Consider the following 25,744-nt stretch of genomic DNA (forward strand, 5'->3'; position numbering starts at 1 on the left):
GTCCGGCGGGCGCGGCGGGCGGCGATGCGAGACGGGCGCCCCGGGGCAGGAGCGGGCCCCTCGCGCTTCGAAAGATGGCGGGGCATGCGGGGGAGGGGGGACGATGCCATGGAGAGCGACCACGCCCGAGCCAGCCAGGGGGCCCTGGGCGCCATCGCCGATCAGGTGCGGGCGCGGGCCGACATCGTCGAGGTCGTCTCCGAGTTCGTGGCGCTTCGCCCCGCGGGCCGCTCCTACAAGGGGCTTTGCCCCTTCCACCAGGAGAGGACCCCCTCCTTCACCGTGAGCCCCGACCGGCAGCTCTTCTACTGCTTCGGGTGCGGCGCGGGCGGCAACGTCTTCACCTTCTTGATGCGGCTGCAGGGGCTTCGCTTCCAGGAGGCCGTGCTGCGGGTGGCCGAGCGGGTCGGCATGGCGGCCGAGGTGGAGCGGGCGCTGCGGGGCGGCCAGGGGCGCGGCGAGCGGCTCGGGGTGCACGAGGGGCTGTGGGAGCTGCAGGCCCGGGCGGCGGCATGGTTCGCCGAGCGGCTCTGGGACGACCCCGCAGCCGAGGGGGCGAGGCGCTATCTGGCACGGCGGGGCGTGACGGCCCAGGTGGCGCGTGACTTCAGGCTCGGGTACGCCCCCGACGACTGGCACGCGCTGGAGCGGGCGCTGGGCGGCGATGCGCGGACCGTGACGCGCCTGGTCGAGGCGGGGCTGGTGGTGCGCCGGGAGGACGGCCGCCACTACGACCGGTTCAGGGGGCGGCTCATCTTCCCCATCACCGACCTGCACGGCCACGTGGTGGGCTTCGGCGGCAGGGCATTGGCGGCCGGGCAGGAGCCCAAGTACCTCAACTCGCCCGAGTCGCCCGTCTACCGCAAGAGCCGGGTGCTGTACGGGCTGGACCGGGCGCTGGGGGCGGTACGGCGCACCGGCCGGGCCGTGGTCGTCGAGGGCTACATGGACGTGCTGGCCATGCACCAGTACGGGCTGGAGGAGGCGGTGGCCACCTGCGGCACCAGCCTGACGGCCGAGCACGGGCGGCTGCTGGCGCGGCTGGCCTCATACGTGGTGGTCGCCTTCGACGCCGATGCGGCGGGGCAGGGAGGAGCCCTGCGGAGCCTGCAGCAGCTGCGGGCCGCGGGGCTCGACGTGCGAGTGGCGGTGCTGCCGGCCGGCCACGACCCCGACTCCCTGCTGCGACAGGAGGGGCGGCCGGCCATGGAGGCGGTCCTCCAGGAGGCCCGGGGCATCTACGAATTCTCTATCGAGCAGGCGCTGGCGGGCGCCGATCTGAGGAGCCCCGCAGGAAAGGCCGCTGCCGTAGCGAACGTCCTCCCCATTCTCTTGGAGGTGCCCGGCGCCGTCGAGCAAGAGGCGCTGGTGCAGCAGGTGGCCGGGCGCCTGGGCGTGCCGGCCCGGGCGGTGCGGCGGGAGATGGAGCGGGCCCGGCGGGCGCGCCGGCAGGTGGCGGCCGCGAGCGACCGAGGCGGGGGACGAGGCGGGGCCAAGGGTGCATATGGGGGCGGCCCCAGGACGTATAATGATGCGGGTGCCCGCGCCCAGGCGGGCGCCTCGCCCGGCGTGGAGCGCGGGGCGGTCATCGAGCAGGCGCTGCTGCGGCTGCTGGTGGAGATGCCGGAGCTCGCGCCGCGCCTGAGGGGGCGCCTCACGGGGGCCGACTTTGCAGGGCCCGGACACGGGGCGCTGTTTGACGCGCTCGTCGCCAGCGGCGAGTCGGCGCTGGCCGACCCGGCCCTGGCCGAGGTGGCGGGGCGGGTGCTGGCCTCGTCGGGGTTGGCGGTCCGGCCCGACGCGGTGGAGGGGTACGTCAAGGGCCTGCGGGCGGCGGCCCGCCGGCGGGAACTGGCAGCCATCGAGGCGAAGATCGATGGGGCGGCACGGTCGGATGCGAGCGTGCGGGAGCGCCTGGCATCCCTCGCCGCTGCTGCCGTATCATACCGGGAGGTGTGGGAGACCCTACGAGCCGACGGGATGGTGCCATGAAGGAGTCGGGCCGCGGAAAGGGGGGGAGCAGCGTGGAAGGCGGCAAGGACCATGAGATGCCGGAGATCGAGGGTCTGGACGAGCTGATCCAGCGCGGCAAGAGCCGGGGCGCGCTGTCGTACCGGGAGATCATGGAGATCCTGGGCGACGCCGACATGGCCCCCGACCAGATCGAGGACGTCTACGAGAAGCTGGCCAGCATGGGCATCAGCATCGTGCCGGACGCCCCCGAAGACGGTCACCTGGAGCCCGGCGAGGACGGCATGGCCGAAGGAGCCGACGGGGTCCACGACCTGGACGAGGCGCTGGAGGGCATCGCCCTGGACGACCCCGTACGGATGTACCTCAAGGAGATCGGGCGGGTCCCCCTGCTGACGGCCGAGGAAGAGGTGGAGCTGGCCAAGCGCATCGAGCAGGGCGACGAGGAGGCCAAGCGGCGGCTGGCGGAGGCCAATCTGCGCCTGGTCGTCAGCATCGCCAAGCGCTACGTGGGGCGGGGGATGCTCTTCCTGGACCTGATCCAGGAGGGCAACCTGGGCCTGCTCAAGGCGGTCGAGAAGTTCGACTACCGCAAGGGCTACAAGTTCAGCACGTACGCCACGTGGTGGATCCGGCAGGCCATCACCCGTGCCATCGCCGACCAGGCCCGCACCATCCGCATCCCGGTCCACATGGTGGAGACCATCAACAAGCTGATCCGGGTGAGCCGTCAGCTGCTCCAGGAGCTGGGCCGCGAGCCCACCCCCGAGGAGATCGCCCACGAGATGGAGATGCCGGTGGAGCGGGTGCGGGAGATCATGAAGATCGCCCAGGAGCCCGTCTCGCTGGAGACCCCCATCGGCGAGGAGGAGGACAGCCACCTGGGGGACTTCATCGAGGACCAGGAGGCGCCGGCGCCCCCCGAGGCCGCTTCGGCCTCGATGCTTCGCGAGCAGCTCGAGAACGTGCTGGACACCCTCAATCCCCGTGAGGAGAAGGTGCTGCGGCTGCGCTTCGGGCTCGACGACGGCAAGCAGCGCACCCTGGAGGAGGTCGGGCAGGTCTTCGGCGTCACCCGGGAGCGCATCCGGCAGATCGAGGCCAAGGCGCTGCGCAAGCTGCGGCATCCCAGCCGATCCAAGAAGCTCAAGGACTTCCTCGAGTAGGGCCCGGCATGCCCGCCGCTCTTGATGGCTTTCCCCCTGTCGGTTAACCTGGAGGCGTCGGGTCTTTTGCGCGCCCGACGTCGGGGTGGAGGCTTAGCTCAGCGGCAGAGCAGGGGACTCATAATCCCTCGGTCGCAGGTTCGAATCCTGCAGCCTCCACCATAGGCACCCGCAAGCCGTCCCGGGTGGGGTCGGGCATTCAGACACCGCTCTTCACAGGGTCTCCCCGCGATCGCGACGCCCGGTGGCAGGCCGGGTCGTCCACCTTCGTCCACAACATGACGCTCCCCGTTCACCGGTGGTTCCGCTTTCCGGCTGGCTTCTCCGCGCAGTGGGCGCAAGCGGTGGTGGAGGAGCAGCGGCGGGCCGGTGGGGGGCGGGCCATCACGCTGCTGGATCCCTTCGCGGGGGTCGGCACCGCCATCCTGGCCGCCGAGGCGGCCGGGGTGAGGGCCTACGGGCTGGAGGCGCAGCCCCTGCTGGCGCGGATCGCCAGGGCCAAGCTCCTATGGGACACCGACGTCGGCGCCTTCCTGGGCTTCGCGAGGCGGGTGCTGGAGGCCGCCCGCGACGGCCAACATGGGGCGGCCTCGTACCCGCCCCTGGTCCTCAAGTGCTATCCTCCCGACGTGCTGCAGCAGCTTCACGGTCTGCGGCTGGCCTGGGAGGCCCACCGTGACGGCTCGCCCGAGTCCGAACTGACCTGGCTGGCGCTGGTCTCGATCCTGCGTCAGGCTTCGCCGGCGAACACGGCTCCCTGGCAGTATGTCCTCCCGTCCAAGCGCAAGCGGCGGGCGGCCCCGCCCTACGACGCCTTCGCGGCCCAGGTCGAGCGCATGGCGCAGGACATGGCCCAACGGCAGGCAGCCGGGGTCGCCCGCGCGGGCAGTATCTTCGCAGCCGACGCCCGGCAGGCCGCTCCCATCGAGGACGGGAGCATCGACCTGGTCGTCACGTCGCCCCCTTACGCCAACAATTTCGACTACGCGGACGCCACCCGGCTGGAGCTGAGCTTCCTGGGCGCCGTCGAGGGGTGGGGCGACCTGCACGAGGTGGCGAGGCGGCCCCTGGTGCGGTCGTGCTCGCAGCACGTCTCCGTCGAGGGCACCGACCTGGAGGCGGTGCTGCGGGAGCTGTCGGATGCGCCCTTCTACCGGGACCTGGAGCGGGTCGTCGCGGCGCTGGCGCAGGAGCGAGAGCGCCATCGCGGCCACAAGCGCTACGACGTGATGATCCCGGCCTACTTCGCCGACATGCGGCAGGTGTGGCGGGCGCTGCGCCGCGTCTGCCGGCCGGGGGCCCGTGTCTGCTTCGTGGTGGGCGACTCGGCGCCATACGGCGTCCACATCCCCGTGGAGAGGTGGCTGGGGGAGCTGGCGGTCCAGGCGGGCTTTGGGGGCTACCGCTTCGAGAAGATACGGGACCGCAACGTCAAGTGGAAGAACCGCAAGCACCGGGTCCCCCTCCACGAGGGGCATCTGTGGGTGGAGGGGTAGGAGCGCCGTTGGATGGTAGCCAAGGCCAGCGCCCTGACGCCCAGGGCCACGAGGGCGAAGTGCCGAAGGCGGCCAGGTCAGCGGGCCGACCGGGGCGACGGCCGCCATGGCGTGGCCGACGCCGGCTTGATCCGGACCCAGCGGACGCCGTCGAGGGCCTGGATGGCCCGCTCGATGGCCGCGGCCAGCTCGTGCTGGCGGGCCTCGGGCAACGCCTCCAGCCGGAGGGAGACCGCCACCCGGCCCGCGCACTCCGCCACGTTGGGCACCAGGCCCTCGGCGACGATGCTGCGGCCGGTGTCGGGGTGCGGGATCGCCTCCAACGCCGCCCAGATCCGGTCTCGCAACCTGACGTGGGTCTCGTCACCCATCGTGCTCGGACCCCCTACCCGTCGACCCGGCGTGACGCGGCCGCCACCCGCGCCGGGGGCCCTCCCGCAGGGCGCCGTCGGGCATCGGTGCCTGCACCTGGCGGGCCCCCTGCCGCGCGCACCCCGCGTCTCAGGGCTTCACGACCGTCCCCTGGAGACGGGATTGCTCCGCGGCAAAAGCCATGAAGTGGCTGTCGAGCGACTCCTGCAGCGACGTCAGCGCCTCCTCCGGTACCGTCCCGCTCTTGCGGGCGCGTAGCCGCCGGATGAAGGCGGCCATGAGGCCCTGGTCACCGCCGGCGTGTCGGCCGTTGCCGCGAACCCGCATCACCTCGTGGACGGGGCCTGCCGCGCCGGTGGTCACGAAGCTCCGGACCTCGATCTCGCCCTTCTCGAGGTGCCCCCGGATCTCGCCCCGGGTGCCCATCAGCTTGAGGGTGCGGGTGTTCTCCTCGGTGAAGCCGCACATCGTGAAGGCGGCGGTGACGCCACCCTCGAACTCGATGGCCACGACCTGGTGGTCGACGACGTCGTTGTCGCAACGGTAGACGCATCGCCCGTAGGGGCCGGTCCGCAGTGCCGCGAGGCGGCCTTCGGGAGAGAAGTCCCGGGTGATGACCGACACCGGCCAGTCGTTGGAGTCTCGCATCTCTTGCACGTAGAAGCGCACCGCGTCGAAGGGGCACCGGTCGGCGGCAGGGCAGCCGTCCGTACAGCGCGCGGGCGCCCCCGGCGGGGCGTTTTCAGGGCGGAAGTGGACCAGCGACCCGAAGGAGCTGATCTGCCGCCAGGGCCTTCCGACGAGCCATCGCAGCATGTCCATGTCGTGGCACGACTTGGCGAGGATCATGGGGCTGGACGTGGCCGTGTTGCGCCAGTTGCCGCGCACGAAGCTGTGTGCGAAGTGCCAGTACCCCACGTTCTCCGTGTACTGCACCGAGACGAGATCGCCGATGCGCCCGACGTCGAGCAGCCGCTTGATCGTCGAGAAGAACGGAGTGTAGCGCAGCACGTGCGCGACGGTGACGCTGCCGCCACCGCCCCGCTCCCGGGAGCGCCGTTCTGCCTCGGCCACCCGGCGGACCCCCTCGGCCGTGGGAGCGATGGGCTTTTCGAGCAGGATGTCGTAGCCGAGCTCGATGGCCCGCAGGGCTGGTTCCACGTGCAAGCGGTCCGGGGTGGCGATCACCACCGCGTCGGCGAGCCGCGGACGCTCGAGGAGCTCCTGCCAGGACGGGTAGCGGTGCTCCGGCGGGATCCCGTGGGCGTCTCCCAGGGCATCCCGCCTGGCGCGATCGGGGTCGGCCACGGCCACGACCCTAGCCTCGTTGGGATGCTCGAGCGCGTAGCGGGCGTAAACGTCGGCCCCACGGTTGCCGGCGCCGACGATGGCGAGCGTCACGACATCCTGCACGACCCGAACCTCCTTCGAATGCCTTGCCCCAGTGAACGGTCACGCACCGGCGAAGGCCGATACGGCCATCGGGACGACGCATGCGTTACGATTTGACAGCCCCTGCGGTCAGCCCGGAGACGAGGTAGCGCTGCACCAGGGCGAACGCGATGGCAGCCGGGACGACCGCGATCATCGAAGCTGCCATCAGGTGGTGCCAGAAGACGATGTTGTACCCCGAGAAGTCGTACAGCGCCAGCGGGATGGGGCGCAGTTCGCTCCGGGTGAGGAACGCCAGGGGAAACATGAGCTGGTTCCACCCCATGATGAAGGCGTAGATCGCCGCCGCCGCCAGCCCTGGAGCGGCGAGGGGCAGGACCACCCGTACCATGGCCCGGGCTCGGCTGCAGCCGTCGACCATGGCCGCCTCTTCGAGCTCCTTGGGGATCGAGGAGAAGTAGCCGTGCAGCAACCAGATGACCATGGGGACGGCGAAGGCGGTGCTCGCGATGATGACGGAGGTGAGCGTGTTGAGCAGGTGATAGGCCCGCATGGCCTTGTAGAGCGGCACGATGAAGACCACGGGCGAGATCATCTGGGTGGCGAGCACCCCGAACATGAAAGCCGAGCTCCCGCGAAACTTGAACCGGTTGGCCCCGTACGCCGCGGGCGCCCCCAGGGCGACCGAGAGCAGGCTCGTGAAGACGGCGATGACGACGCTGTTGGTGAAGGCCCGCGAGTACTGGTACCGGCCGCCCCACACCTCGGCGTAGTTTTGCCACTGCGGGCTGCTCGGGAAGAGACGAGGGGGCCACGTGAACAGCTGGTCCATGCTCTTGAGGCTGGTGCCCAACATCACGACGACCGGGAGCAGCATGGCACCGAGGATGACGATGAGCGCCAGGTGCCTGCCGATGAGGCCGAGCGCCCGGGCTTTCATGCCGCGCTCCCCCCTCGCCGCAGGAGCCGCCAGTACCATATGCTGAAGGCCATGAGGATCAGGAAGATCAGCGAGGAGTAGGTCGACGCCGTCCCCACGTCGTACATGGCGAACGCTTCCTTGTACGTGCGGATCACCAGGATCTCCGTGGCTCCCACGGGCCCTCCCTTGGTCATCGTCTGGATGATGTTGAAAGGAGTTGAACGTCCAGACCACCGATAGGTTGGTGGCGACGCCCAGGACGGGCACGAGCAGCGGCAGCGTCACGTGGCGGAACTGCCGCCACCCGGTCGCGCCGTCGACCGCCGCCGCGTCATAGATGTCGGACGGGATGGACTGGAGCCCCGCCAGGAGCACCACGGCCATGAACGGCACCCCGAACCAGATGTCGACGACCATCAGCGAGACGAGGGCAGCCGCAGGCGAGCCCAGGAAGATGATGCGCTCCTGGATGGCGCCTGCCATCAGCAGCAGGTAGTTGAGGTAGCCATGCTGGCTGTCGTACAGCCACTTCCACGCGACGGCCCCTACGACCTGAGGGGTGGCCCAGGGTACGAGCAACAGAACCCGGTAGATGGCGTTGCCCCGAAACGGGCGCACGAGCAAGAGCGCCAGTACAAGCCCGATGAGCGTCTTGCCGAGCACCGAGCCCACGGTCCAGAGGATGGTGCGCCACAGCGACAGCCAGAAGACCCGATCCGACAGGACCTGCACGTAGTTGGCGATGCCGACGAAGCGCGCGCCATCCTGAGGCCTCACCAGCGACTCGGCAAAGAAGGAGCCCCACAAGGTGGTGGCCAGGGGATAGATGACCACGGCTGCCAGGAAGAGCAGCGACGGGGCCACGAAAAGCAAGGCCGAGCGCTCCTCGCGGGTCAACCCCCCGAGCGTCTTCTGCCTGTAGGAGACCGGATGTGTCTCAAGCCCGCTTCGCATGCGCGTCCCCCATGGGCGGTCCGCCCGGGGGGCGAGGCCCCCGGGCGAAACCGCCAAGCGTGCTGCTTACCAGCTTCGCTACTTCCTCTCCGCCGGCACCAGCCCCTTGGCCCGGAGCTCCCGAACGGCCTGTTTTACGGCCTGCTCTGGCGTCACCAGGCCAAGGGTGGCCGACTGCACCATGTTGACGATGATCTCCTGGAACGGCTCCCACAGCGTCGGTTGCGGCTGCGGGACTCCGTACGGCGCCATGTCGATGAAGGTCTTGAAGAATGGGTTCTGGGTGAACTCGGGCCGCGTGGCCATGGTCGGCCCCTGCGGCACCAGCCCGCCGATCAGGTCCCTTTGCACCTGTTCCTCGGGGGAGGTGATGAAGTCGAGGAAGGTGAGGGCTGCCTCGAGGTTGCGGGTGCCGGCCCAGATGCCCGTGCTGTCGGAGACCAGCTCGGTCGCGGTGCCTGCAGGCCCCGCAGGCACGGGGGCCGAAGCGTACGGGATCCGGTCGTTGTCCGGCGGCAGCCCGAGGGCGCGGCCGCCCCAGGGTCCGCTGACGAACATGGCGATCCGCCCGGCCGAGAACAGCTCCGGCAGCTGCTCGCGGTTGTACTCCAGCGGGTTGGGTACGATCTTGTCCTTGCGGTAGAAGTCCACGTAGCGCTGCAACGCGGCAACGGCCTCGGGGCTGTCCAGCTGGAGCCGGCCCTCCTCGTCGAAGACGCGGCCGCCGTACGAGTACAGGATGGTGAAGTACTGAGAGAGGGTGCTGACGTGGTTGGCCCCGCCGATGCCGAAGCCGTACATGCCCGGGTGCTCGCTCTGGATCTTCTTGGAGATGGCCACGACCTCATCCCAGGTCTTCGGCGGAGCCTCCATCAGGTCGGTGCGGTAGATCAGCGCCTGGGTGCTGTACGCGCGGGGCAGGGCGTAGAGCTTCTGCTGGTGCACATGGCCCTGGGGCTGGGCGGCTGGTTCGCGCTGATGGTGGTGGGGGTCTCGTACCGGCTGGTGCCCATCGTGCACGGCGTGCGCATCGCCGACGAGCGGCGGGGGATGCTCATCGTCTCCCTCCTCGTCTCGAGCGTCGTGCTGCAGGCGACGGGCTCCCTCGTCGCCGCGGCCTGGCCGCTCCGGGCGTCGGTGGTGGCCGCCTCGCTGGCGGGCCCGCTCTACGTCTGGGAGCTGGTGCACCTGCTGCGCCGCCGGCGACGCAAGAGCCCCGATCTCAACGTCGACCACTGGTGGGCCCTGTGCGCCGTCACCCTGGCGCTGAGCGCGACGGGGCTGGCCTGGGCGGCCGGCCTCATCGGCACCCGGCCACCGGAGCGGCTGGGGCTGGCGGCGGGGGCGACGTTCCTGCTGGGGTTCGTGGTGCAGGCCATCCTCGGGCAGCTGTACAAGGTGACGCCCTTCCTGATGTGGTACTACCGGGCCACCGTGCCCGACGTGCTGCAGATCCCGCAGCTGCCCACGCTGTACGCACCGCCGGCGGGGCGGGCGGCCTTCTGGCTGACCAACGGGGGCCTGGCCCTGCTGGTGGCGGGCATCCTGTCGGGCGCGACATGGGCGGCGCAGGCAGGCGCGTGGCTGTACGGTGCCGGCCTGGTGACGGTGGCGGCGCTGCTGGGGTACGGGTGGCTGCCTGCCGTGCTGACGCGGCGGGTGCCCTTCCGGTGGCGGGTGGCGGGCCGGCGGGCCGAGGCCTAGCGGCAGCGGCGAAATGGGCGCCCTGTCCCCAGCAGGGCCCCGCGGACACATTTCAACATCCGTTGAAGAGGGGCGCGCCCCTTCTCCACACGGCGTAAACGCCCATGCCATGCGGCCTCGGGCCCTCTTTCGGCGCCCCAGGCCGCCGGGATCCGGCGCGGTCCCGGATGCCGCCATCCGTCGAGTCGCGTCGTGGGTCGCCCGTCTCTCGAGCCCCCGCTACCGCACCCATCCCCGGGCGTCGCCGTGCCTGCGACTTCGGCGTTCGCGCCACCTCGGCGTTCGCGCCACCCCTGAGGAGGCCCTGCCACGCGGGGAAGGGATGTCTCCCTTGCGCGAGAGGCGGTCTTTAAAAAGCTTTTTAAAATCCCCTAGTCGACGAACCCGACATGTCCGCGCCCCCGCGCCTCGTCGCGCCTGCCGCACGCCGTGGGGGCATGCGTTGCTGTGCGTGTTTGCGGATGCGGCCGGACACCATCTTCATCCGGGCAGGACCCCCGCGCCCCCGCTCGAATGAGCGGGTGTCCGACCAGACCGGGAGCCTCTCCCTGGCGAGGGAGGCTCCGGCGCGGGGGTGCATGCCGTGAGGGTCGCGGGAGCCGTCGCACTGGTGACCGGCGGGGCGTCGGGGCTGGGAGAGGCCGCCGTCCGCCGGCTTCACCGACTCGGGGCCCGGGTCGTGGTGGCCGACGTGGCCGTCGCCCGCGGCCAGTCCCTGGCGGCCGAGCTGGGAGAGGGGGCGCGCTTCGTCGAGGTGGACGTCACCGACGAGGCCGCCGTCTCCCGATCGGTCCAGGCGGCCGTCGGCCTGGGGCCCCTGCGCATCCTGGTCAACGCGGCCGGCATCGGCGTCGCCCGCCGCATCCTGGGCCGGGAGGGGCCCATGCCGCTCGACGAGTTCGCCCGGGTCATCCAGGTCAACCTCGTCGGCACCTTCAACGCGCTGCGCCTGGCCGCGGCCGCGATGGCCGAGGCCCCGCCCGACGAGGAGGGGGAGCGGGGCGTCATCGTCAACACGGCCTCGGTGGCGGCCTTCGAGGGGCAGATCGGCCAGGCCGCCTACGCGGCCTCCAAGGGGGGCGTGGTGGGGCTGACGCTGCCGGCGGCCCGGGAGCTGGCGCGCTTCGGCATCCGGGTGGTCACCATCGCGCCGGGCGTCTTCGACACCCCGATGGTGGGGGCGCTACCCGAGCCCGTGCGCACGTCCCTGGAGGCCCAGGTGCCCTTCCCGCCGAGGCTGGGGCGACCCGACGAGTACGCGGCGCTGGTGCAGCACATCGTCGAAAACCCCATGCTCAACGGCGCCGTCATCCGGCTGGACGGGGCGTTGCGGATGGCGTCCCGCTGACCTGGCGAAGACGAGGCCCGACGCGGCGCCCGGGGCCGTCCGACGTCCCGGGGGCGTTTACCCCGGCGGCCCCTCGGGGCGGCCGCCCTCCTCCAGGTGGGCCAGATCCTTGTCGAGCGCCTCCCAGGCCAGCATGGCGCACTTGACCCGCACCGGGAACCGGCTCACCCCGGCCAGCGCCTCGAGGTCGCCCAGGTCGGCCGCCTCGGGCGTCAGCTCACCTCGCACCATGCGGGCAAAGCGCGCCAGCATCTCCCGGGCCTCGCCCAGCGTCTTGCCCTTGACGGCCTCGGTCAGCATGGAGGCCGACGCCTGGCTGATGCTGCACCCCTGACCCGTGAAGCGGGCCTCCCGGATGGTCTCGCCCTCGACGGCCAGTGCCAGCGTGATCTCGTCGCCGCACAGCGGGTTGTGCAGGTGGACGCTGGCGTGCGCCCCGGCCAGCGGGCCCTTGTTGCGCGGGGACTTGTAGTGATCCAGGATGACCTCCCGGTAGAGCTCCTCCAGCACGACGGGTCCGCCACCCTCACCGGGGCGTCGCCCCCGCCCCGAAGATGGCCCGCACGGCCTCGAGCGCCCGCACCAGCGCGTCGACGTCCTCGGGCGTGTTGTACACGTAGAAGCTTGCGCGCACCGTCGCCGCGACGTCAAGCCAGCGCATGAGCGGCTGGGCGCAGTGGTGACCCGCCCGCACGGCCACGCCCTGCTGGTCGAGGATGGTGGCCACGTCGTGAGGGTGGACGCCCTCCACGTTGAAGCTGACGAGCCCGCCCCGCTCCCGGGGCCCGTAGATCCGCACGTCGGGCATCTGGCCCAGCCGCTCGAGGGCGTACGCCACCAGCCGCTCCTCGTGGGCGCGCACCCGCTCCATGCCCAGCGACTCCAGGTACTCGACCGCTGCCCCCAGCCCCACCGCCTGCGCGATGGGGGGCGTGCCGGCCTCGAACCTGTACGGCACGTCGTTGTAGGTCGACTCGAAGAGGCCGACCTCCCGGATCATCTCGCCCCCGCCGAACAGGGGCGGCATCGACTCCAGCAGCTCCCGCCGCCCCCACAACACCCCGATGCCCGTGGGTCCCATCATCTTGTGCCCGGAGAAGGCCAGGAAGTCGCACCCCAGCCGCTCCACGTCGACAGGCTGGTGGGGGACGCTCTGGGCGCCGTCGAGCACCACCACCGCCCCCGCCCGGTGGGCCCGCTCGGCCATCTCCCGCACCGGGTTGATGGTGCCGAGGACGTTGGACTGGTGCGTGAAGGCCACCACCCGTACCCGGCCGCCCTCCAGCAGCCGCTCGTAGCTGGGCAGGTCCAGGGTGCCGTCGGGCAGCAGATCGACGTAGCGCAGGCGAGCGCCCGTCGCCTGCGCCACCATCTGCCACGGCACCAGGTTGGAGTGATGTTCCATGGGGGTCAGCACGATCTCGTCGTCCGGCCCGAGCCTCGGCTGGGCGTAGCTGCGCGCCACCAGGTTGAGGGCCTCGGTGGCGCCTCGCACGAAGATGACGCACGCCGGGTCCGGCGCCCCGATGAACCGTGCCACCGCCCGGCGCGCCCCCTCGTACGCCTCGGTGGCCCGCTCCGCCAGCGCGTGCACCCCCCGGTGCACGTTGGCGTTGTCGCGCTGGTAAAAGCGCGCCTCCGCCTCGATGACGCTGCGCGGCTTGTGCGACGTGGCCGCACTATCGAGGTAGACGAGCGGGTGCCCGCCCGTCACCGTCTGGTGCAATGCCGGAAAGTCCTCTCGGCACGTCTCGATGCAACGCACGCCCTGCCTCGACCTCTTCTCAGGTGGTCAGGCGGCCCCCAGCTTCGCGCTCACGATGCCCCGGATGCGCTCCTGCACGGCCGCCGACGGGATGCGATCCAGCACGGGCCGCAGGAAGCCTTCGACGATGAGGGCGATGGCCACCTTCTCCGGGATGCCGCGGCTCATCAGGTAGAAGAGCTGCTCGCGGTCGACCTGTCCCACCGTGGCGGCGTGGCCGGCTCGCTGGACCTCGCTCTCCTCCACCACGACGCTGGGGTTGGCGTCGGCCCTGGCGTCGGGGCTCAGCACCAGGATGTTGCCCTTCTGGTAGGCGCCGGACTCACGGGCGCCGCTGTGGATGTGGGTGACGGCGCGGTAGATGCCCCGGGCCTGTCCGTTGAGCACGCCCCGGGCGGCGATGTCCGATTCGGTGTGGGTGCCCCGGTGATCCATGCTGTTGAGCAGGTCCAGATGCTGCTGGCCGTCGGCGAAGAAGACCAGCACCGTGTGCGACGAGGCCCCCGACCCCTCCAGCGCCGACTCGAACTCCCCCCGGGTCAGGCCGCACCCGAACTCGCCCAGGATCCACTCGACCTGGCTGTCCCGATCCTGGACGGCCCGCCGGTTGGTGAAGCTCTGGACGTGGGTGCCCCAGGTCTGCAGCGCCACGTAGTCGATGCGGGAGCCGGGCCCGGCCACGATCTCGACGGCCCCCGCCACCAGCGGCCGCACGCCTCCGGCGGTCTCGCCGTCGGCCGACATCTGGGACTCGACCACGGTCACGCGCGCCTCGTCCTCCAGCACGATGAGGGTGTGGGGGAAGAGCAGAGGCCGGGCGGCGTCCATCCACGTCACGATCTGGATGGGCTGCTCGAGCTGCACGCCGCGCGGCACCAGCAGCACGGTGCCCACGTCCCACGCCGCCCCGTGCAACGCCATGAACTTGCCCTGAGAGGCCGGCACGGCCCGGGTCATGAAGTGGGCCCGCACGAGATCGGGCATCCGGGCCACGGCCTCCGACAGGCTCATCAGGCGGACGCCCCGACGGGCCAGCTCCGGGTCGACCCAACGGGCCGACCGCACCGGCGCCTCGATGCCCGCCGCCACGTGGGCGATGACGGCGCTGCCGGCCGGGATGCCCCGCAGCTCCTGCACCACGGCGGCCGGCCACGAGCCGTCCACCCCGTCCGGCGAGGCGAGATCGACGACGGGCGCCGCCGCGGGCGCCGACTCCAGGGCCCGGCGCAGCGCCTGTACGTAGGCCTCCATGTCGAGCCCCGAGAGATCCGTACGGTCCCACCGGGGCATGGGCGTCTCCTCGAAGAGCCGCAGCGCCTCGGCCCGCCGCTCCACCATCCAGGAGGGCTCGGCCCGGCGGGCGCCGTAGGCCTCGATGACAGAGCGCTCGATCGCCAGCGTGCTCTGCACGTTCACCGCGCCGCCCCTCCTATCGTGCCACGCTCTGGTCGGCCAGTTGCTGGCGGAGCCACTCGTAGCCCTTCTCCTCCAGCTCCTCGGCCAGCTCCTTGCCGCCGGAGCGCACGATGCGGCCATCCATCATGACGTGGACGTAGTCGGGCTCGATGTAGCGCAGGATGCGCTGGTAGTGGGTGATGATGAGCGCGCCGAAGCCGGGGCCGCGCAGGCTGTTGACCGCCCGCGCCACGATCTTGATGGCGTCGATGTCGAGGCCCGAGTCGGTCTCGTCCAGCACGGCGATGCGGGGCTGCAGGATGGCCATCTGGAGCATCTCGTTGCGCTTCTTCTCGCCGCCGGAGAAGCCCTCGTTGAGGTAGCGGCCGGCGAAGCTCCGGTCCATCTCCAGCAGCTCCATCTTCTCGCGCAGCAGCCTCTGGAACTCGGCGATGCTCACCTCCTTGCCGTCGCCGCCCCGCACCGCGTTGACCGCGGTCCGCAGGAAGCTGGCCACCGTCACGCCCTGCACCTCGGCAGGGTACTGGAAGGCCAGGAAGAGCCCCTTGCGGGCCCGCTCGTCGGGGCTCATGGACAGCACGTCCTCGCCGTCGAGGAGCACCTGGCCGCTCTCGATGGTGTAACGCGGGTGGCCCATCAGGGCGAAGGCCAGGGTCGTCTTGCCCGACCCGTTGGGCCCCATCAGCCCGTGCACCTCGCCGGAGCGGACCGTGAGGGTCAGCCCCTTGACGATGGGCTTGTCGTCGACGTTGACGTGAAGATCGACGATCCTCAGCTCGTGCCTGGTCTGCTCGCTCATCGGCCTCTCTGTGCGAACCTCCTTCGTCTCGGTGAAAGGGTGGGGAGAAGGCCTCCCATTGCCTTCCGCAGTATAGCACAGACGAACTTAACTTGCTTAACTATTTACCGGGCGGTAGGGGAGCGCGCCCGGCTGCCGAACAACGCCACGACGCCGCAGAGGGGGGATGGCGATGGGCTCCGCCGAGACGGGCGTAGGAGCTCCCCGAGCGGGTGGGGCGGCGGCCGCCGACCTGGAGCGGCTGTGGGAGCTCCAGCAGGTCGACGGTGCCATCCGGGCGGCACGGGAGGGCCTCGAGGGGCATCCCGACCGGGTCGAGGCGGAGTCGGCCCGCGACGCGGCGGCCCGGCTCGAGGCGGCCTGCCGGTCGCACCAGGAGCGGCTGCGCGAGCTGCGCATGACGGTGCGCCGCCTGGAGCGCGAGCTGGCCGAGGCGGAGCGGGAGGGCGATCAGCTCCAAGAGCGCCTCTTCGGGGGAGCCGTCACCCACCCCAAGGAGCTGAGCTCGCTGCAGGCCCGCCTGGAGGCGATCCGGGAGCGAGCCGGCCGCCTGCAGGACGAGGCCCTGGAGCAGATGGAGTCGCTGGAGCAGACCGAGCGGGCCCTGGCGCAGGCCCGGGAGGACCTGGACCGGGCGCGGGAGCGCCTGGGCCAGGCCGAGCGGCGCTGGGAGGCGACCCGGCGCGACCTGGAGGCCGAGCTGGCCCGCCTCGAGCGCCGGCGAGCCCAGCTGGTCGCCGCCGTCGCCAACCCCACCCACCTGGCGCGCTACGAGCGCCTGGCCGGGGCCAAGGGCGGGCAGGCCCTGGCCCTGGTGGACCAGGAGCGGTGCTCGGCCTGCGGCATGCCCCTCTCCAACCTGGTGCTCACCGAGGCCCGGCGCAAGGAGCGCATGATCTTCTGCGAGACGTGCGGGCGCATCCTCTACTGGCCGCCCGGGCGCCATCTCGGGCTGCCGGGGGCGCCGGCGCCGGCATAGAGAGCTGCATCCGGTGCTTGACGGGCCCGGCGGCGCGGCTACAATAGGGTTCGGTCAGTGGGTCGGGAGGCCGCGGGTGGCCGGCCATGCCGGCGACCCGAGGAAAGTCCGGACTCCGCAGGGCAGGGTGCCGGGTAACGCCCGGCGGGGGCGACCCCAGGGAGAGTGCCACAGAGACCATACCGCCGGCCGGCCCCAGGGGCCGGCTCCGGCAAGGGTGAAAAGGTGAGGTAAGAGCTCACCAGCGGTCAGGCGACTGGCCGGCTGGGCAAACCCCACCCGGAGCAAGACCGAGTAGGAGGGGCCCCGGAGGTGGCCCGCCTCGATGCCCCTCGGGTAGGTCGCTGGAGACGGGCGGCGACGTCCGTCCTAGAGGGATGGCCTCCCTCGACAGAATCCGGCTTATAGACCCGCTGGCCGTTTGTCACATCGTCGTCCTGAGTCCCTACCGCCCCATGGGACCAAAGCGTAGCGGAGCGGGAGCCGGCCCCGTGCCGGTCATTGCGTAGGGACTGTACGAGACGGGCGAAGGCGTCCCTTGGGCGAGGGGCGCCTTCGCCTTTGCAGGTCGGCTCTCTTCGCCGGGTGCCGTCTCCCGCGCTACCCCTGCGAGGGCGCCATCAGCTTGGCGTCGACGACGACGGCGTCGTGCTCCCGCACGAAGACGGGGTTGAGATCCATCTGGTCCACCCGGTCGGCGTGGGCCAGCACCCAGTCGCTGGCGGCCAGCACCACCTCCACCAGCGCCTGCCGGCTGGCGCGCAGCCCCCGGAAGCCCTCGAACAGGGCCCGGCCCCGCAGCTCGTCCAGCATGGCCTCGACGTCGACGGCGCGCACGGGCAGCCGGCGGAAGGCCACGTCCTGGTACAGCTCGGCCAGGACGCCGCCCACCCCGACCATGACACAGGGGCCGAAGACCGGGTCCCGGAAGAAGCCCACGATGGCCTCGACGCCGGGCCGCTCCATGGCCTCGACGAGGATGGGATCGTCGGGAAAGCGGGAGCGAAGCTCCGCCACCACCCGCTCGAGCTCGGCGCCGTCCCGGATGCCGAGGCGCACGGCCCCCGCCTCGGTCTTGTGGAGCAGGGCCGGCGACGAGACCTTGGCGACCACGGGGAAGGCGAAGGGCAGCGAGCCGGGGACCGGATCACCCGGCAGGAGCAGCCGCGAGGGGGGCACCTTGATGCCCAGTCCCGCCAGGATGGCCTTGAGCTCGTGCTCGGCCGCTGCCAGGCGGGCCGGGACGCGCGTCGACACGTCGGATCACCTCATCTCGGCACCATGGGCCGGTCGGCGGGGCGGGCCACCGCCGCGGCCACGGCAGGGTAGCGCAGGATGGCGGCCAGGGAGCGCACGGCCCGCCACAGCGACGGGTAGGTGGGCACGCCCAGGCCGTTGAGGGTGCGGAAGGGCTCCTGGGTATCCTTGACCCCCACCAGGGCCGCCACCACCGGTTTGCCGTAGCGGCGGGCCTGGCGCGCCACCGCGGGCAGCACCTCGGGGCCCATGAAGGGCAGCTGGAGCACCACGCTGGCCAGCACGGCGTCGACGCCGGGATCCTCGAGCACCACCTGCAGCGCCTGCTCGTACATGGCGCTGGAGGCCTGACCCGTCAGGTCGACGGGGTTGGCGACGCTGGCGAAGGAGGGCAGCACCTCGCGCAGCCGCGCCCGCGTGCCCTCCGAGAAGGAGGCCATCGCGAGCCCCACGCCGCGGGTGGTCGACTCGATGTAGTCGGAGAGCATGACCCCCTGCCCGCCCGCGCAGGTGACGACGGCGACCCGCCGGGCCCCCGGCGCCGGCGCGGGGGCCAGGGCCAGCGCCAGGCACGTGTCGACCAGCTCCAGGTCGTCGAAGACACGCCAGATGCCGTACTGGCGCAAGACCCCGTCGACCACCTGGTCGGGGCCTGCCATGGAGCCGGTGTGCAGCGCCGCCGCGCGGGCCCCCGTGGCCGTGCGGCCCGCCTTGAGCAGCACGACCGGCTTGCGCCCCGCCAGCTGCCGGGCCGCCTCCAGGAAGGCGGGGCCGTCCGCGAAGCTCTCCAGGTAGAGACCGATGACGGCCGTGGGATCCTCGGGGCGGCCCAGGGCTTGCAGGAGCTCCGCCTCGGCGATGTCGAGGCGGTTGCCCATGCCGACGAAGGCCGACACCCCGACGCCCATGGAGGCTGCCGTCGACAGCAGCGTCGCCCCCACCGCCCCGCTCTGGGAGAGCAGGGCCACGGAGCCCGCCCCGGGGCGGGGCAGGCGGTCGTCGGGCAGGAAGAGCGTGTCGAGGCCGTAGATGGGGTTGAGCACCCCCAGGGTGTTGGGGCCCAGGATGCGGGTGCGGCTGCCCTGGACGATGGCGCGCAGTCGCCGCTCCAGCTGGCGCCCCTCCTCGCCGGTCTCGCCGAAGCCGCCGGCGATGGGGATGACCACCTCGACGCCGCGGCGCACGCACGCCTGCACCAGCTCCGGGACGGTGGCGGCCGGGGTGGCGAGGACAGCCATGTCGACGGGTTCGGGCAGGGCGTCGAGGGAGGGCCAGACGGGCTGGTCCAGGATGCGGGTGGCGTGCGGGTGGACGGGATAGACCCGAGCTCGGCCCTTGAGCAGGTGACGGAGGATGATGTGCCCAATCTTGTCGGGGTTGGGAGAGGCGCCCACGATCGCGACGGTGCGCGGGGTCAGAAGCGAGCGGATCACGCGATCTCCCCCTTCTCGCTTCTCGCAGCCGAGGGGGGCAAACAGCACGCAGTTGCAATAATCTCGCTGCCCGCTCTCATTCTAGCAAAGCGGGCCGCCCGCGCCGAGCCCCGGCCCGCGTCACGTGGGGACGCTGTGCGACGGCACCCAGGAGCAGGTGGAGACGGAGGAGGCATCCAGGAGGGTCATGACCATGCGGACGTCGACGACGCTGTTGCAGCGGGTGGCCGACACGGTGCGAGCCCTGTCGGTCGATGCGGTCGAGCAGGCCCGTTCGGGTCACCCCGGGCTGCCGCTGGGCTGCGCGGAGATCGGGGCGGTGCTCTTCGCCGAGGTGCTGCGCCACGACCCCGGCTGGCCGGGCTGGCCGGACAGGGATCGGCTGGTGCTGTCGGCCGGCCACGGATCGATGTGGCTGTACAGCCTCCTGCACCTGACGGGCTACCCGCTGCCGCTGGACGAGTTGCGCCGCTTCCGCCAGCTCGACTCGCTGACGCCGGGTCACCCCGAGCACGGGCGCACCCCCGGCGTGGAGACCACCACGGGCCCGCTGGGCCAGGGCTTCGCCAACGCGGTGGGCATGGCCCTGGCCGAGGCCATGCTGTCCGCCACGTACAACCGCCCCGGCTTCCCGGTGGTGGACCACCGCACCTGGGTGCTGGCCAGCGATGGCGACATGATGGAGGGCGTCGCCTCGGAGGCCGCCTCCCTGGCGGGCCACCTGCGGCTGGGCAAGCTCAAGGTGATCTACGATCACAATCAGATCTCCATCGAGGGCTCCACCGAGCTGGCCTTCTCCGAGGACGTGGCGCGGCGCTTCGAGGCGTACGGCTGGCGGGTCACCACGGTCGACGGGCACGACATCGAGGCGCTGCGGGCTGCTCTGGCCTGGGCGGTGGCCGACGAGAGCCGCCCGTCGCTGATCGTGGCACGCACGCACCTGGCCTACAAGAGCCCCAAGCAGGACCAGGCCGAGGCTCACGGCGCCCCGCTGGGCCCCGAGGCGGCCCGGGCCCTCAAGGAGCGCATCGGCTTTCCACCGGACCGGCCCTTCTGGGTGCCGGAGGAGGTGCGGGCGCTGTTCGCCGAGCGCCGTGCGGCGTGGGAGGAGGCGAGCCGCAGCTGGCAGGCCCTCTGGGAGAACTGGTCCCGAGCCTTCCCCGAGCTCCGGCGGCGCTGGGACGAGGCCATGGCCGGCCAGTTGCCGGGCGATCTGGCGTCGGCGCTGCCGAGCTGGGACCCGGCCAGGCCAGTGGCGACCCGAGTGGCCGGCGGGCGGGTGCTGCAGGCCCTGGCCGAGCGGGTGCCCTACCTGGTCGGCGGGTCGGCCGACCTGGCCCCCTCCACCCACACCTTCATGGAGGGGCTGGGATCGGTGGGGCCGGGGCAGTACAGCGGGCGCAACCTCCACTTCGGGGTGCGCGAGCACGCCATGGGCGCCATCCTCAACGGCTTGAGCCTGCATGGCGGCCTGCGGCCCTTCGGCAGCACCTTCCTGGTCTTCTCCGACTACATGCGCCCGCCCATCCGGCTGGCCGCCATGATGCGGCTGCCGGTGCTGTACGTCTTCACCCACGACTCCATCTACGTCGGCGAGGACGGCCCCACGCACCAGCCGGTGGAGCACCTGGAGGCGCTGCGCGCCATCCCGGGTCTCGAGGTCTGGCGGCCGGCCGATGCCGCCGAGACCGGCCTGGCCTGGCTGGCGGCCCTGGAGCGCCGAGACGGACCCTGCGCGCTGGTGCTGACCCGCCAGGGCGTCCCCGCCGTGCCGGTGGAGGGGTCCGATGGGGCCCAGCGCCAGCGGGAGGGCGTGCGGGCCGGCGCCTACGTGGTGCGAGGGCTCGACGCGGCGCGCGTCGACGTGACGCTGGTGGCCAGCGGCAGCGAGGTGGCCACGGCCCTGGAGGCGGCCGGGCGCCTGGAGCAGGAGGGACTCCGGGTGCGGGTGGTCTCGGTGCCGTGCCGGGAGCGGCTGGCCGCGATGCCACCCGAGTTGCGCCGGCGCCTGCTGGCGCATCCCAGCCCCTGCGTCGTGGTCGAGGCCGGCGTCGGGAGCGGCTGGGGGTGGCTGGTGGGCGAGCGGGCGGAGCTGGTCGGGGTGACCCGCTTCGGCGAGAGCGCGCCGGCGGCCCAGGCCGCCGCGGCCGTGGGGCTCACGGTCGACCGGGTGGTGGAGGCGGCCCGCCGCCTGGTCGGGCCCCGCTGAGAGCCGCGGCCGTCAGGGGGAGCCCCTGCCCGTCGGGCCCACGGGGCGGTCGGGGACGGTGGCCGGGTAGAGCCGCGCCTCGGGCACCCGGATGGGGCGGATGACCGCCACGTCGCCCACCCTGCGGGCCCGCAGCGCGAAGTCGAAGAGGTTGTAGGCCAGGCAGAGCGGCACGTCCGACGGGGGAAAGGGCGGGAGCTCCCCCGCCAGCAGCCCCTGCACGCGGCGCGTCGCCCACAGCTCCCCCAGCCGTTGCGCCGCGGGCCATCGGTCCCCCCGCAGGTGGGCCTCGATGGCCTCGGCGCAGAGCTCGTCCTCCTCGGTGGGCTCTCGGGCGGCCCGTCCCATGGCCACCAGCGTCACCCGCGCGGGCTCCAACCGGCGGATGGCGAGGGCCGTCGCCACGGCGTTGGCCAGGGAGGCGACGTAGGTGCGCCTCGCCTTGCGGCTGAAGATGACACCCTGCGTGCCGGCGCCGGTGCGCTGCACGAAGGGCCGGCCCGCCAGGCGCAGCCCACCGGCCACGGCCCTCAGGAGCTCGCTGGGCGAGTTGCCCATGTCGTAGCCAGGCAACGGCCAGGCGCCGGCCTCGCCCGAGAGGACGGCGTCGGGGTAGCGCTCCCGCAGGGCCCATCCGCGCTCCTTCTCGGCCACGGCCAGCACGGGCCGCGCACCCAGCGCCGCCGCGTAGGCCGAGACGCTGAAGGCGCGGAAGACGTCGATGATGACCACCACGCCCTCGGCCTCGACGGCACCGGCCAGCAGACGCGTCCGGCGGATCTCCATGCCTCGAGCCCTTCTCGCGGGGACCCCTCTCGTGGGGGATGCGCTCGAAAGCGCCGCCATTATAGCATGCGCCCGGCAGGGGAGAGCCTGTCCCGGGGCGAATCATGGGGCGAATAATTGTGATTGCTAGAACGGAGGTGGGTCGGGTGGGGCAGACCAGCGCCGGCGGGCGGCTGCGGGTGCGACGGGCGGCCGTCATCGGCGCGGGCGTGATGGGCTCGCAGATCGCCGGCTGGATGGCGAGCCTGGGTATCGCCTGCGAGCTGCTGGACCTGGCGTCGCCTGGTCCTGACAGAAACCGGTTAGCGGAGCAGGGCCTGCGCCGGCTGGGCCAGATGAAGCCCGCGCCCCTGACGAGCCCGGCGGCGGCCCGTCTCATCCGGGCGGGCAACATCGAGGACCACAAAGAGCGCTTGCAGGACGTCGACCTGGTCATCGAGGCCATCGTGGAGGACCTGGGCGCCAAGCAGGCCCTGTGGGCGGAGCTGGAGCCGTGGATCGCGCCGCGGGCCGTCATCGCCACCAACACCTCGGGGCTGTCGGTGACCGGGCAGGCCCGGGGCCGGTCGGAGGCCTTCCGCCGGCGCTTCCTGGGCATCCACTTCTTCAACCCGCCGCGCTACCTGCGCCTGGTGGAGGTGATCCCCACCGCCGAGACGGACCCCGCCGTGGTGGAGGCGGTGCAGATCTGGCTGCGGCGCATCCTGGGCAAGGTGCCCGTGCTGGCGCGGGACACCCCCAACTTCATCGGCAACCGCATCGGCGTCTACTCGCTGCAGGTGACCCTGGCGGCGATGCAGCGCCACGGGCTGTCGGTGGAGGCCGTGGACCTGGTGACGGGGCCCGTCATGGGGCGCCCCAAGAGCGCCACGTTTCGGACGCTGGACCTGGTGGGGCTCGACACCTACCTCCACGTCCTGAGAAGCGGGGCCTCCCGCACGGACGACCCCGAGGAGCGAGCCCTGCTGGCGGTGCCGCCCATCGTGGCGGCCATGGTGGAGCGGGGCCTGCTGGGAGAGAAGAGCGGGGGCGGTTTCTACCGGCGTGCCGGGCGGTCGGGGGAGGAGGGCGGTCGCGCCATCGAGGTGCTGGACTGGGAGAGCCTGACCTACCGGCCTCGCCAGTCCGTGCGCTTCGACTCGGTGGACCGCGCCATGGCTGCCCCGCCCGAGCGGCGGCTGTCGACGCTGCTCGCAGGCGACGACGCCGCGGCCGCCTTCGCCCGGGAAGTCGTCTACAGGGTGCTGGCCTTCGCGGCGGCCAAGGCCCCTTCCATCGCCTACGGCGTGGTGGACGTGGATCGGGCCATGCGCCACGGCTTCTCCTGGGAGCAGGGCCCCTTCGAGCTCTGGGATCGGCTCGGGCTCGAGCCCCTGGCGGAGGCCATGGCCCGGGAGGGGATCGAGGTGCCGGAGCTGGTGCGGGCGGTGCTGGCCAGCGGCGGCTCCTCCTTCTACCGGGAGGCAGCGCAGGCCGGGGAGCCGGGGCAGGTGGAGGCGGTGGCCTTCGTCGAGGCGCCGGCTCGAGGGGACGACGGTCCTTCCATCGCCTACCGGCCGGTCGTTTTGCCGCCCGAGCACCTGAGCGTGCCGCGGCTGGAGGCACGCGGGGCCACGGTCTGGACGGGGCCCAGCGCGACGCTGCTGGACCTGGGCGAGGACGTGGCCGGCCTGCGCTGCCATGCGCCCAAGGCGGCCATCGACGACGCCCTGGTGGAGGCGCTGGAGCGCGCCCTGTCGGAGCTGGGCGGCCGCTTCCGGGGGCTCGTCGTCTTCGCCGACGGCCCCGACTTCTCCGTCGGCGCCAACCTCTTCCACATCCTGGTAGCGGCCCGCCAGGGGGCCTGGTCGCAGCTGGAGGCGGTGGTGCGGCGCTTCCAGGCGGTCAACATGGCGCTCAAGTACGCGCCGGCCCCCGTGGCGGTGGCCGTCGCCGGCCGCGTGCTGGGCGGGGGCGCCGAGATGCTCCTGCACGCCCCGGCCGCCCTGGCGGCGGTGGAGAGCTACATCGGCCTGGTGGAGACGGGCGTCGGCCTCATCCCGGCCGGTGGCGGCACCAAGGAGATGCTGGTGCGCACCCTGGCACGGCTGCCCGAGGGTCGGCCCGTCGACGTGCAGCCGCTGGTGGCATGGGCCTTCGAGGTCATCGCCACGGCCAGCGTCGCCACCAGCGCCCACGAGGCCCGGTCGCTGGGCTACCTGCGGCCAGAGGACGCCGTGGTGGCGGACCGTGACGCCCTGCTCTACCACGCCCGCCAGCGAGTCATCGAGATGGACGAGGCCGGCTGGATGCCGCCGGCGCCCCCGATCATCGCCGCGCCGGGACGAGACGTCGAGGCGGCGCTGGTGGCGGGGGTGCTGGACTGGTGGCGTTCGCGGCGCATCACCGACTACGAGGTGACCATCGGCAAGGCTCTGGCCCACGTCCTGTGCGGGGGTGGGGTGCCGGGCGGCACGGAGCGCACGGAGTGGCAGATCCTGGACCTGGAGCGGGAGGCCTTCCTGCGCCTGCTGGGCCAGGAGAAGACCCGGGCGCGCATCGAGCACGTGCTGACGACGGGCCGGCCCCTGCGCAACTAGTACCAGGGCCCGATCGAGAGGGGGGCGCTCGAGATGCAGGACGCGGTGATCGTGGCCGCCGTGCGCACGCCGGTGGGCAAGGCCCGCAAGGGATCCCTGGCGCACGTGCGTGCCGACGACCTGGCGGCCGTGGCCATCCGGGCCGCCGTGGAGCGGGTGCCCGGGCTGGACCCGGCCGAGATCGACGACGTAATCCTGGGCTGCGCCATGCCCGAGGCGGACCAGGGCATGAACGTGGCGCGCATCGCGGCCCTGCGGGCGGGGCTGCCGGCGGAGGTGCCGGCGGTCACCATCAACCGGTTTTGCTCGTCGGGGCTGCAGTCCATCGCCATGGCCGCCGAGCGCATCATGGTGGGCCAGGCCGACGTCATCGTGGCCGGCGGCGTCGAGAGCATGAGCCGGGTGCCCATGATGGGCTTCAAGCCCTCGCCCAACCCCTACCTGGTCGATCACCGACCCGAGGTCTACATGGCCATGGGCCACACCGCCGAGGAGGTGGCGCGCCGCTACGACGTCCGCCGCGAGGACCAGGACGCCTTCGCGCTGGAGAGCCACCGGCGGGCCGCGGCGGCCATCGACGCCGGCCGCTTCCGGGAGGAGACGGTGCCCGTGCCGCTGGAGGACGGCCGCCTCTTCGAGGTCGACGAGGGGGTGCGGCGCGACACCTCCATGGAGGCGCTGGCAGCCCTGCGCCCGGCCTTCATGGAGGGCGGGACCGTGACGGCCGGCAACTCGTCGCAGATGAGCGACGGGGCGGCGGCGGCCGTAGTGATGTCGGCCCGGCGGGCCGAGGCGCTGGGCCTGCGCCCGCTGGCGCTCTACCGGGGCTTCGCCGTGGCGGGCGTCGCGCCGGAGATCATGGGCATCGGGCCGGTGGAGGCGGTGCCCAGGCTGCTGCGCCGGGCGGGCGTGCGGCTGGAGGACGTGGAGCTGGTGGAGCTCAACGAGGCCTTCGCCGCCCAGGCTCTGGCCGTCATCCGCGGGCTCGAGCTGGATCCGGCCCGCGTCAACGTCAACGGCGGCGCCATCGCCCTGGGCCACCCCCTGGGGGCCACCGGCGCCAAGCTGACGGCGACGCTGCTGCACGAGATGAGGCGCCGGGGCGCCCGCTACGGCGTCGTCACCATGTGCATCGGCGGCGGCATGGGCGCCGCCGGCCTCTTCGAGGCTGCGTAGACGGCGCCCTCGGCACCGGA

20 protein-coding genes, 1 tRNA gene and 1 other RNA gene are annotated in these 25,744 nt (G+C 72.3%); 11 read left to right on the forward strand and 11 right to left on the reverse strand.

Annotated elements, in window-relative coordinates; all coding sequences use genetic code 11:
- Positions 1-108 precede the first annotated feature (108 nt).
- The 4 genes from dnaG to VLY81_RS06540 all read left to right on the forward strand — a co-directional run bounded on the left by dnaG (position 109) and on the right by VLY81_RS06540 (position 4,633).
- Complete coding sequence (gene dnaG, locus VLY81_RS06525; RefSeq protein ID WP_324670212.1) at positions 109-1,992, forward strand: DNA primase; 1,884 nt, start codon at positions 109-111, stop codon at positions 1,990-1,992.
- A gap of 56 nt (positions 1,993-2,048) precedes the next feature.
- Entirely contained in the window at positions 2,049-3,137 is a 1,089-nt protein-coding gene (gene rpoD / locus VLY81_RS06530) for an RNA polymerase sigma factor RpoD (RefSeq protein WP_405001342.1), read from the forward strand.
- 87 nt (positions 3,138-3,224) lie between these two features.
- A tRNA-Ile gene (locus VLY81_RS06535) sits at positions 3,225-3,299 on the forward strand.
- Positions 3,300-3,322: 23 nt separating this feature from the next.
- Positions 3,323-4,633 carry a hypothetical protein gene (locus VLY81_RS06540; protein WP_324670214.1) on the forward strand — a complete coding sequence of 437 codons (1,311 nt, stop codon included), beginning with the start codon at positions 3,323-3,325 and terminating at the stop codon, positions 4,631-4,633.
- A gap of 77 nt (positions 4,634-4,710) precedes the next feature.
- Here VLY81_RS06540 and VLY81_RS06545 read toward each other — a convergent pair whose 3' ends face one another.
- The 4 genes from VLY81_RS06545 to VLY81_RS06560 form a co-directional block, all read right to left on the reverse strand.
- Entirely contained in the window at positions 4,711-5,004 is a 294-nt protein-coding gene (locus VLY81_RS06545) for an iron-sulfur cluster assembly protein (RefSeq protein WP_324670215.1), read from the reverse strand.
- 130 nt (positions 5,005-5,134) lie between these two features.
- Positions 5,135-6,418 (reverse strand): Gfo/Idh/MocA family protein, encoded by a 1,284-nt coding sequence (locus tag VLY81_RS06550; protein WP_324670216.1) that lies wholly within the window; start codon positions 6,416-6,418, stop codon positions 5,135-5,137.
- A gap of 85 nt (positions 6,419-6,503) precedes the next feature.
- Positions 6,504-8,216: an ABC transporter permease gene (locus VLY81_RS06555; RefSeq protein ID WP_324670217.1), complete on the reverse strand. Its 1,713-nt coding sequence runs from the start codon at positions 8,214-8,216 to the stop codon at positions 6,504-6,506.
- A 135-nt stretch (positions 8,217-8,351) separates the two neighbouring features.
- Positions 8,352-9,218 (reverse strand): ABC transporter substrate-binding protein, encoded by an 867-nt coding sequence (locus tag VLY81_RS06560; RefSeq protein ID WP_324670218.1) that lies wholly within the window; start codon positions 9,216-9,218, stop codon positions 8,352-8,354.
- Here VLY81_RS06560 and VLY81_RS06565 point away from each other — a divergent pair.
- Both VLY81_RS06565 and VLY81_RS06570 read left to right on the forward strand, forming a co-directional pair.
- Positions 9,213-9,977, forward strand: coding sequence for a hypothetical protein (locus tag VLY81_RS06565; protein WP_324670219.1), 765 nt, complete (start codon positions 9,213-9,215; stop codon positions 9,975-9,977). The two genes, VLY81_RS06560 and VLY81_RS06565, sit on opposite strands and share 6 nt — an antisense overlap.
- Positions 9,978-10,560: 583 nt before the next feature.
- Positions 10,561-11,325: an SDR family NAD(P)-dependent oxidoreductase gene (locus VLY81_RS06570; RefSeq protein WP_405001343.1), complete on the forward strand. Its 765-nt coding sequence runs from the start codon at positions 10,561-10,563 to the stop codon at positions 11,323-11,325.
- Between the two features lie 57 nt (positions 11,326-11,382).
- Here the strand turns inward: VLY81_RS06570 and sufU are convergent, their stop codons facing one another.
- The 4 genes from sufU to sufC are packed head-to-tail and all read right to left on the reverse strand — an operon-like array spanning position 11,383 to position 15,305.
- On the reverse strand, positions 11,383-11,835 hold the full coding sequence (sufU, locus tag VLY81_RS06575) for a Fe-S cluster assembly sulfur transfer protein SufU (RefSeq protein WP_324670221.1): 453 nt from the start codon (positions 11,833-11,835) through the stop codon (positions 11,383-11,385).
- 16 nt (positions 11,836-11,851) lie between these two features.
- Positions 11,852-13,090: a cysteine desulfurase gene (locus VLY81_RS06580; RefSeq protein WP_324670222.1), complete on the reverse strand. Its 1,239-nt coding sequence runs from the start codon at positions 13,088-13,090 to the stop codon at positions 11,852-11,854.
- Positions 13,091-13,117: 27 nt separating this feature from the next.
- Entirely contained in the window at positions 13,118-14,506 is a 1,389-nt protein-coding gene (gene sufD, locus VLY81_RS06585; protein ID WP_324670223.1) for a Fe-S cluster assembly protein SufD, read from the reverse strand.
- Between the two features lie 13 nt (positions 14,507-14,519).
- A complete protein-coding gene (gene sufC / locus VLY81_RS06590) occupies positions 14,520-15,305 on the reverse strand; it encodes a Fe-S cluster assembly ATPase SufC (protein ID WP_324670224.1) in 786 nt (261 codons plus the stop codon).
- Between the two features lie 166 nt (positions 15,306-15,471).
- Between sufC and VLY81_RS06595 the strand changes: the two genes are divergently transcribed.
- Positions 15,472-16,284, forward strand: a complete 813-nt coding sequence (locus tag VLY81_RS06595) for a zinc ribbon domain-containing protein (protein ID WP_324670225.1) — start codon at positions 15,472-15,474, stop codon at positions 16,282-16,284.
- 54 nt (positions 16,285-16,338) lie between these two features.
- Positions 16,339-16,705: RNase P RNA component class A (gene rnpB / locus VLY81_RS06600), an RNA gene on the forward strand.
- A gap of 179 nt (positions 16,706-16,884) precedes the next feature.
- Here rnpB and VLY81_RS06605 read toward each other — a convergent pair.
- Both VLY81_RS06605 and VLY81_RS06610 read right to left on the reverse strand, forming a co-directional pair.
- Positions 16,885-17,541 carry an acetate--CoA ligase family protein gene (locus tag VLY81_RS06605; protein WP_324670226.1) on the reverse strand — a complete coding sequence of 219 codons (657 nt, stop codon included), beginning with the start codon at positions 17,539-17,541 and terminating at the stop codon, positions 16,885-16,887.
- 11 nt (positions 17,542-17,552) lie between these two features.
- Entirely contained in the window at positions 17,553-18,974 is a 1,422-nt protein-coding gene (locus VLY81_RS06610) for an acetate--CoA ligase family protein (protein ID WP_324670227.1), read from the reverse strand.
- A gap of 187 nt (positions 18,975-19,161) precedes the next feature.
- On the opposite strand from VLY81_RS06610, the gene tkt reads away from it, so the two are divergent.
- Positions 19,162-21,183 (forward strand): transketolase, encoded by a 2,022-nt coding sequence (gene tkt / locus VLY81_RS06615; protein WP_324670228.1) that lies wholly within the window; start codon positions 19,162-19,164, stop codon positions 21,181-21,183.
- A gap of 12 nt (positions 21,184-21,195) precedes the next feature.
- Here tkt and VLY81_RS06620 read toward each other — a convergent pair whose 3' ends face one another.
- The gene (locus VLY81_RS06620) at positions 21,196-21,969 is read right to left on the reverse strand and encodes a 2-phosphosulfolactate phosphatase (protein WP_324670229.1); all 774 of its coding nucleotides are present in this window, start codon (positions 21,967-21,969) and stop codon (positions 21,196-21,198) included.
- Positions 21,970-22,115: 146 nt separating this feature from the next.
- Here VLY81_RS06620 and VLY81_RS06625 point away from each other — a divergent pair, with 146 nt between their 5' ends.
- Positions 22,116-24,548 carry a 3-hydroxyacyl-CoA dehydrogenase NAD-binding domain-containing protein gene (locus VLY81_RS06625; protein ID WP_324670230.1) on the forward strand — a complete coding sequence of 811 codons (2,433 nt, stop codon included), beginning with the start codon at positions 22,116-22,118 and terminating at the stop codon, positions 24,546-24,548.
- A gap of 33 nt (positions 24,549-24,581) precedes the next feature.
- On the forward strand, positions 24,582-25,724 hold the full coding sequence (locus VLY81_RS06630) for an acetyl-CoA C-acyltransferase (RefSeq protein ID WP_324670231.1): 1,143 nt from the start codon (positions 24,582-24,584) through the stop codon (positions 25,722-25,724).
- Positions 25,725-25,744: the final 20 nt, after the last annotated feature.

Source organism: Limnochorda sp. LNt, from assembly GCF_035593265.1.
Classification (GTDB): domain Bacteria; phylum Bacillota; class Limnochordia; order Limnochordales; family Geochordaceae; genus Geochorda; species Geochorda subterranea.

Bases quoted from the DNA above. Each gene is read 5' to 3' on its own strand.
- dnaG (WP_324670212.1), top strand. From the start codon at position 109: ATGGAGAGCGACCACGCCCGAGCCAGCCAGGGGGCCCTGGGCGCCATC.
- rpoD (WP_405001342.1), top strand. From the start codon at position 2,049: ATGCCGGAGATCGAGGGTCTGGACGAGCTGATCCAGCGCGGCAAGAGC.
- VLY81_RS06545 (WP_324670215.1), bottom strand. From the start codon at position 5,004: ATGGGTGACGAGACCCACGTCAGGTTGCGAGACCGGATCTGGGCGGCG.
- sufC (WP_324670224.1), bottom strand. From the start codon at position 15,305: ATGAGCGAGCAGACCAGGCACGAGCTGAGGATCGTCGATCTTCACGTC.
- VLY81_RS06595 (WP_324670225.1), top strand. From the start codon at position 15,472: ATGGCGATGGGCTCCGCCGAGACGGGCGTAGGAGCTCCCCGAGCGGGT.
- tkt (WP_324670228.1), top strand. From the start codon at position 19,162: ATGACCATGCGGACGTCGACGACGCTGTTGCAGCGGGTGGCCGACACG.
- VLY81_RS06620 (WP_324670229.1), bottom strand. From the start codon at position 21,969: ATGGAGATCCGCCGGACGCGTCTGCTGGCCGGTGCCGTCGAGGCCGAG.
- VLY81_RS06630 (WP_324670231.1), top strand. From the start codon at position 24,582: ATGCAGGACGCGGTGATCGTGGCCGCCGTGCGCACGCCGGTGGGCAAG.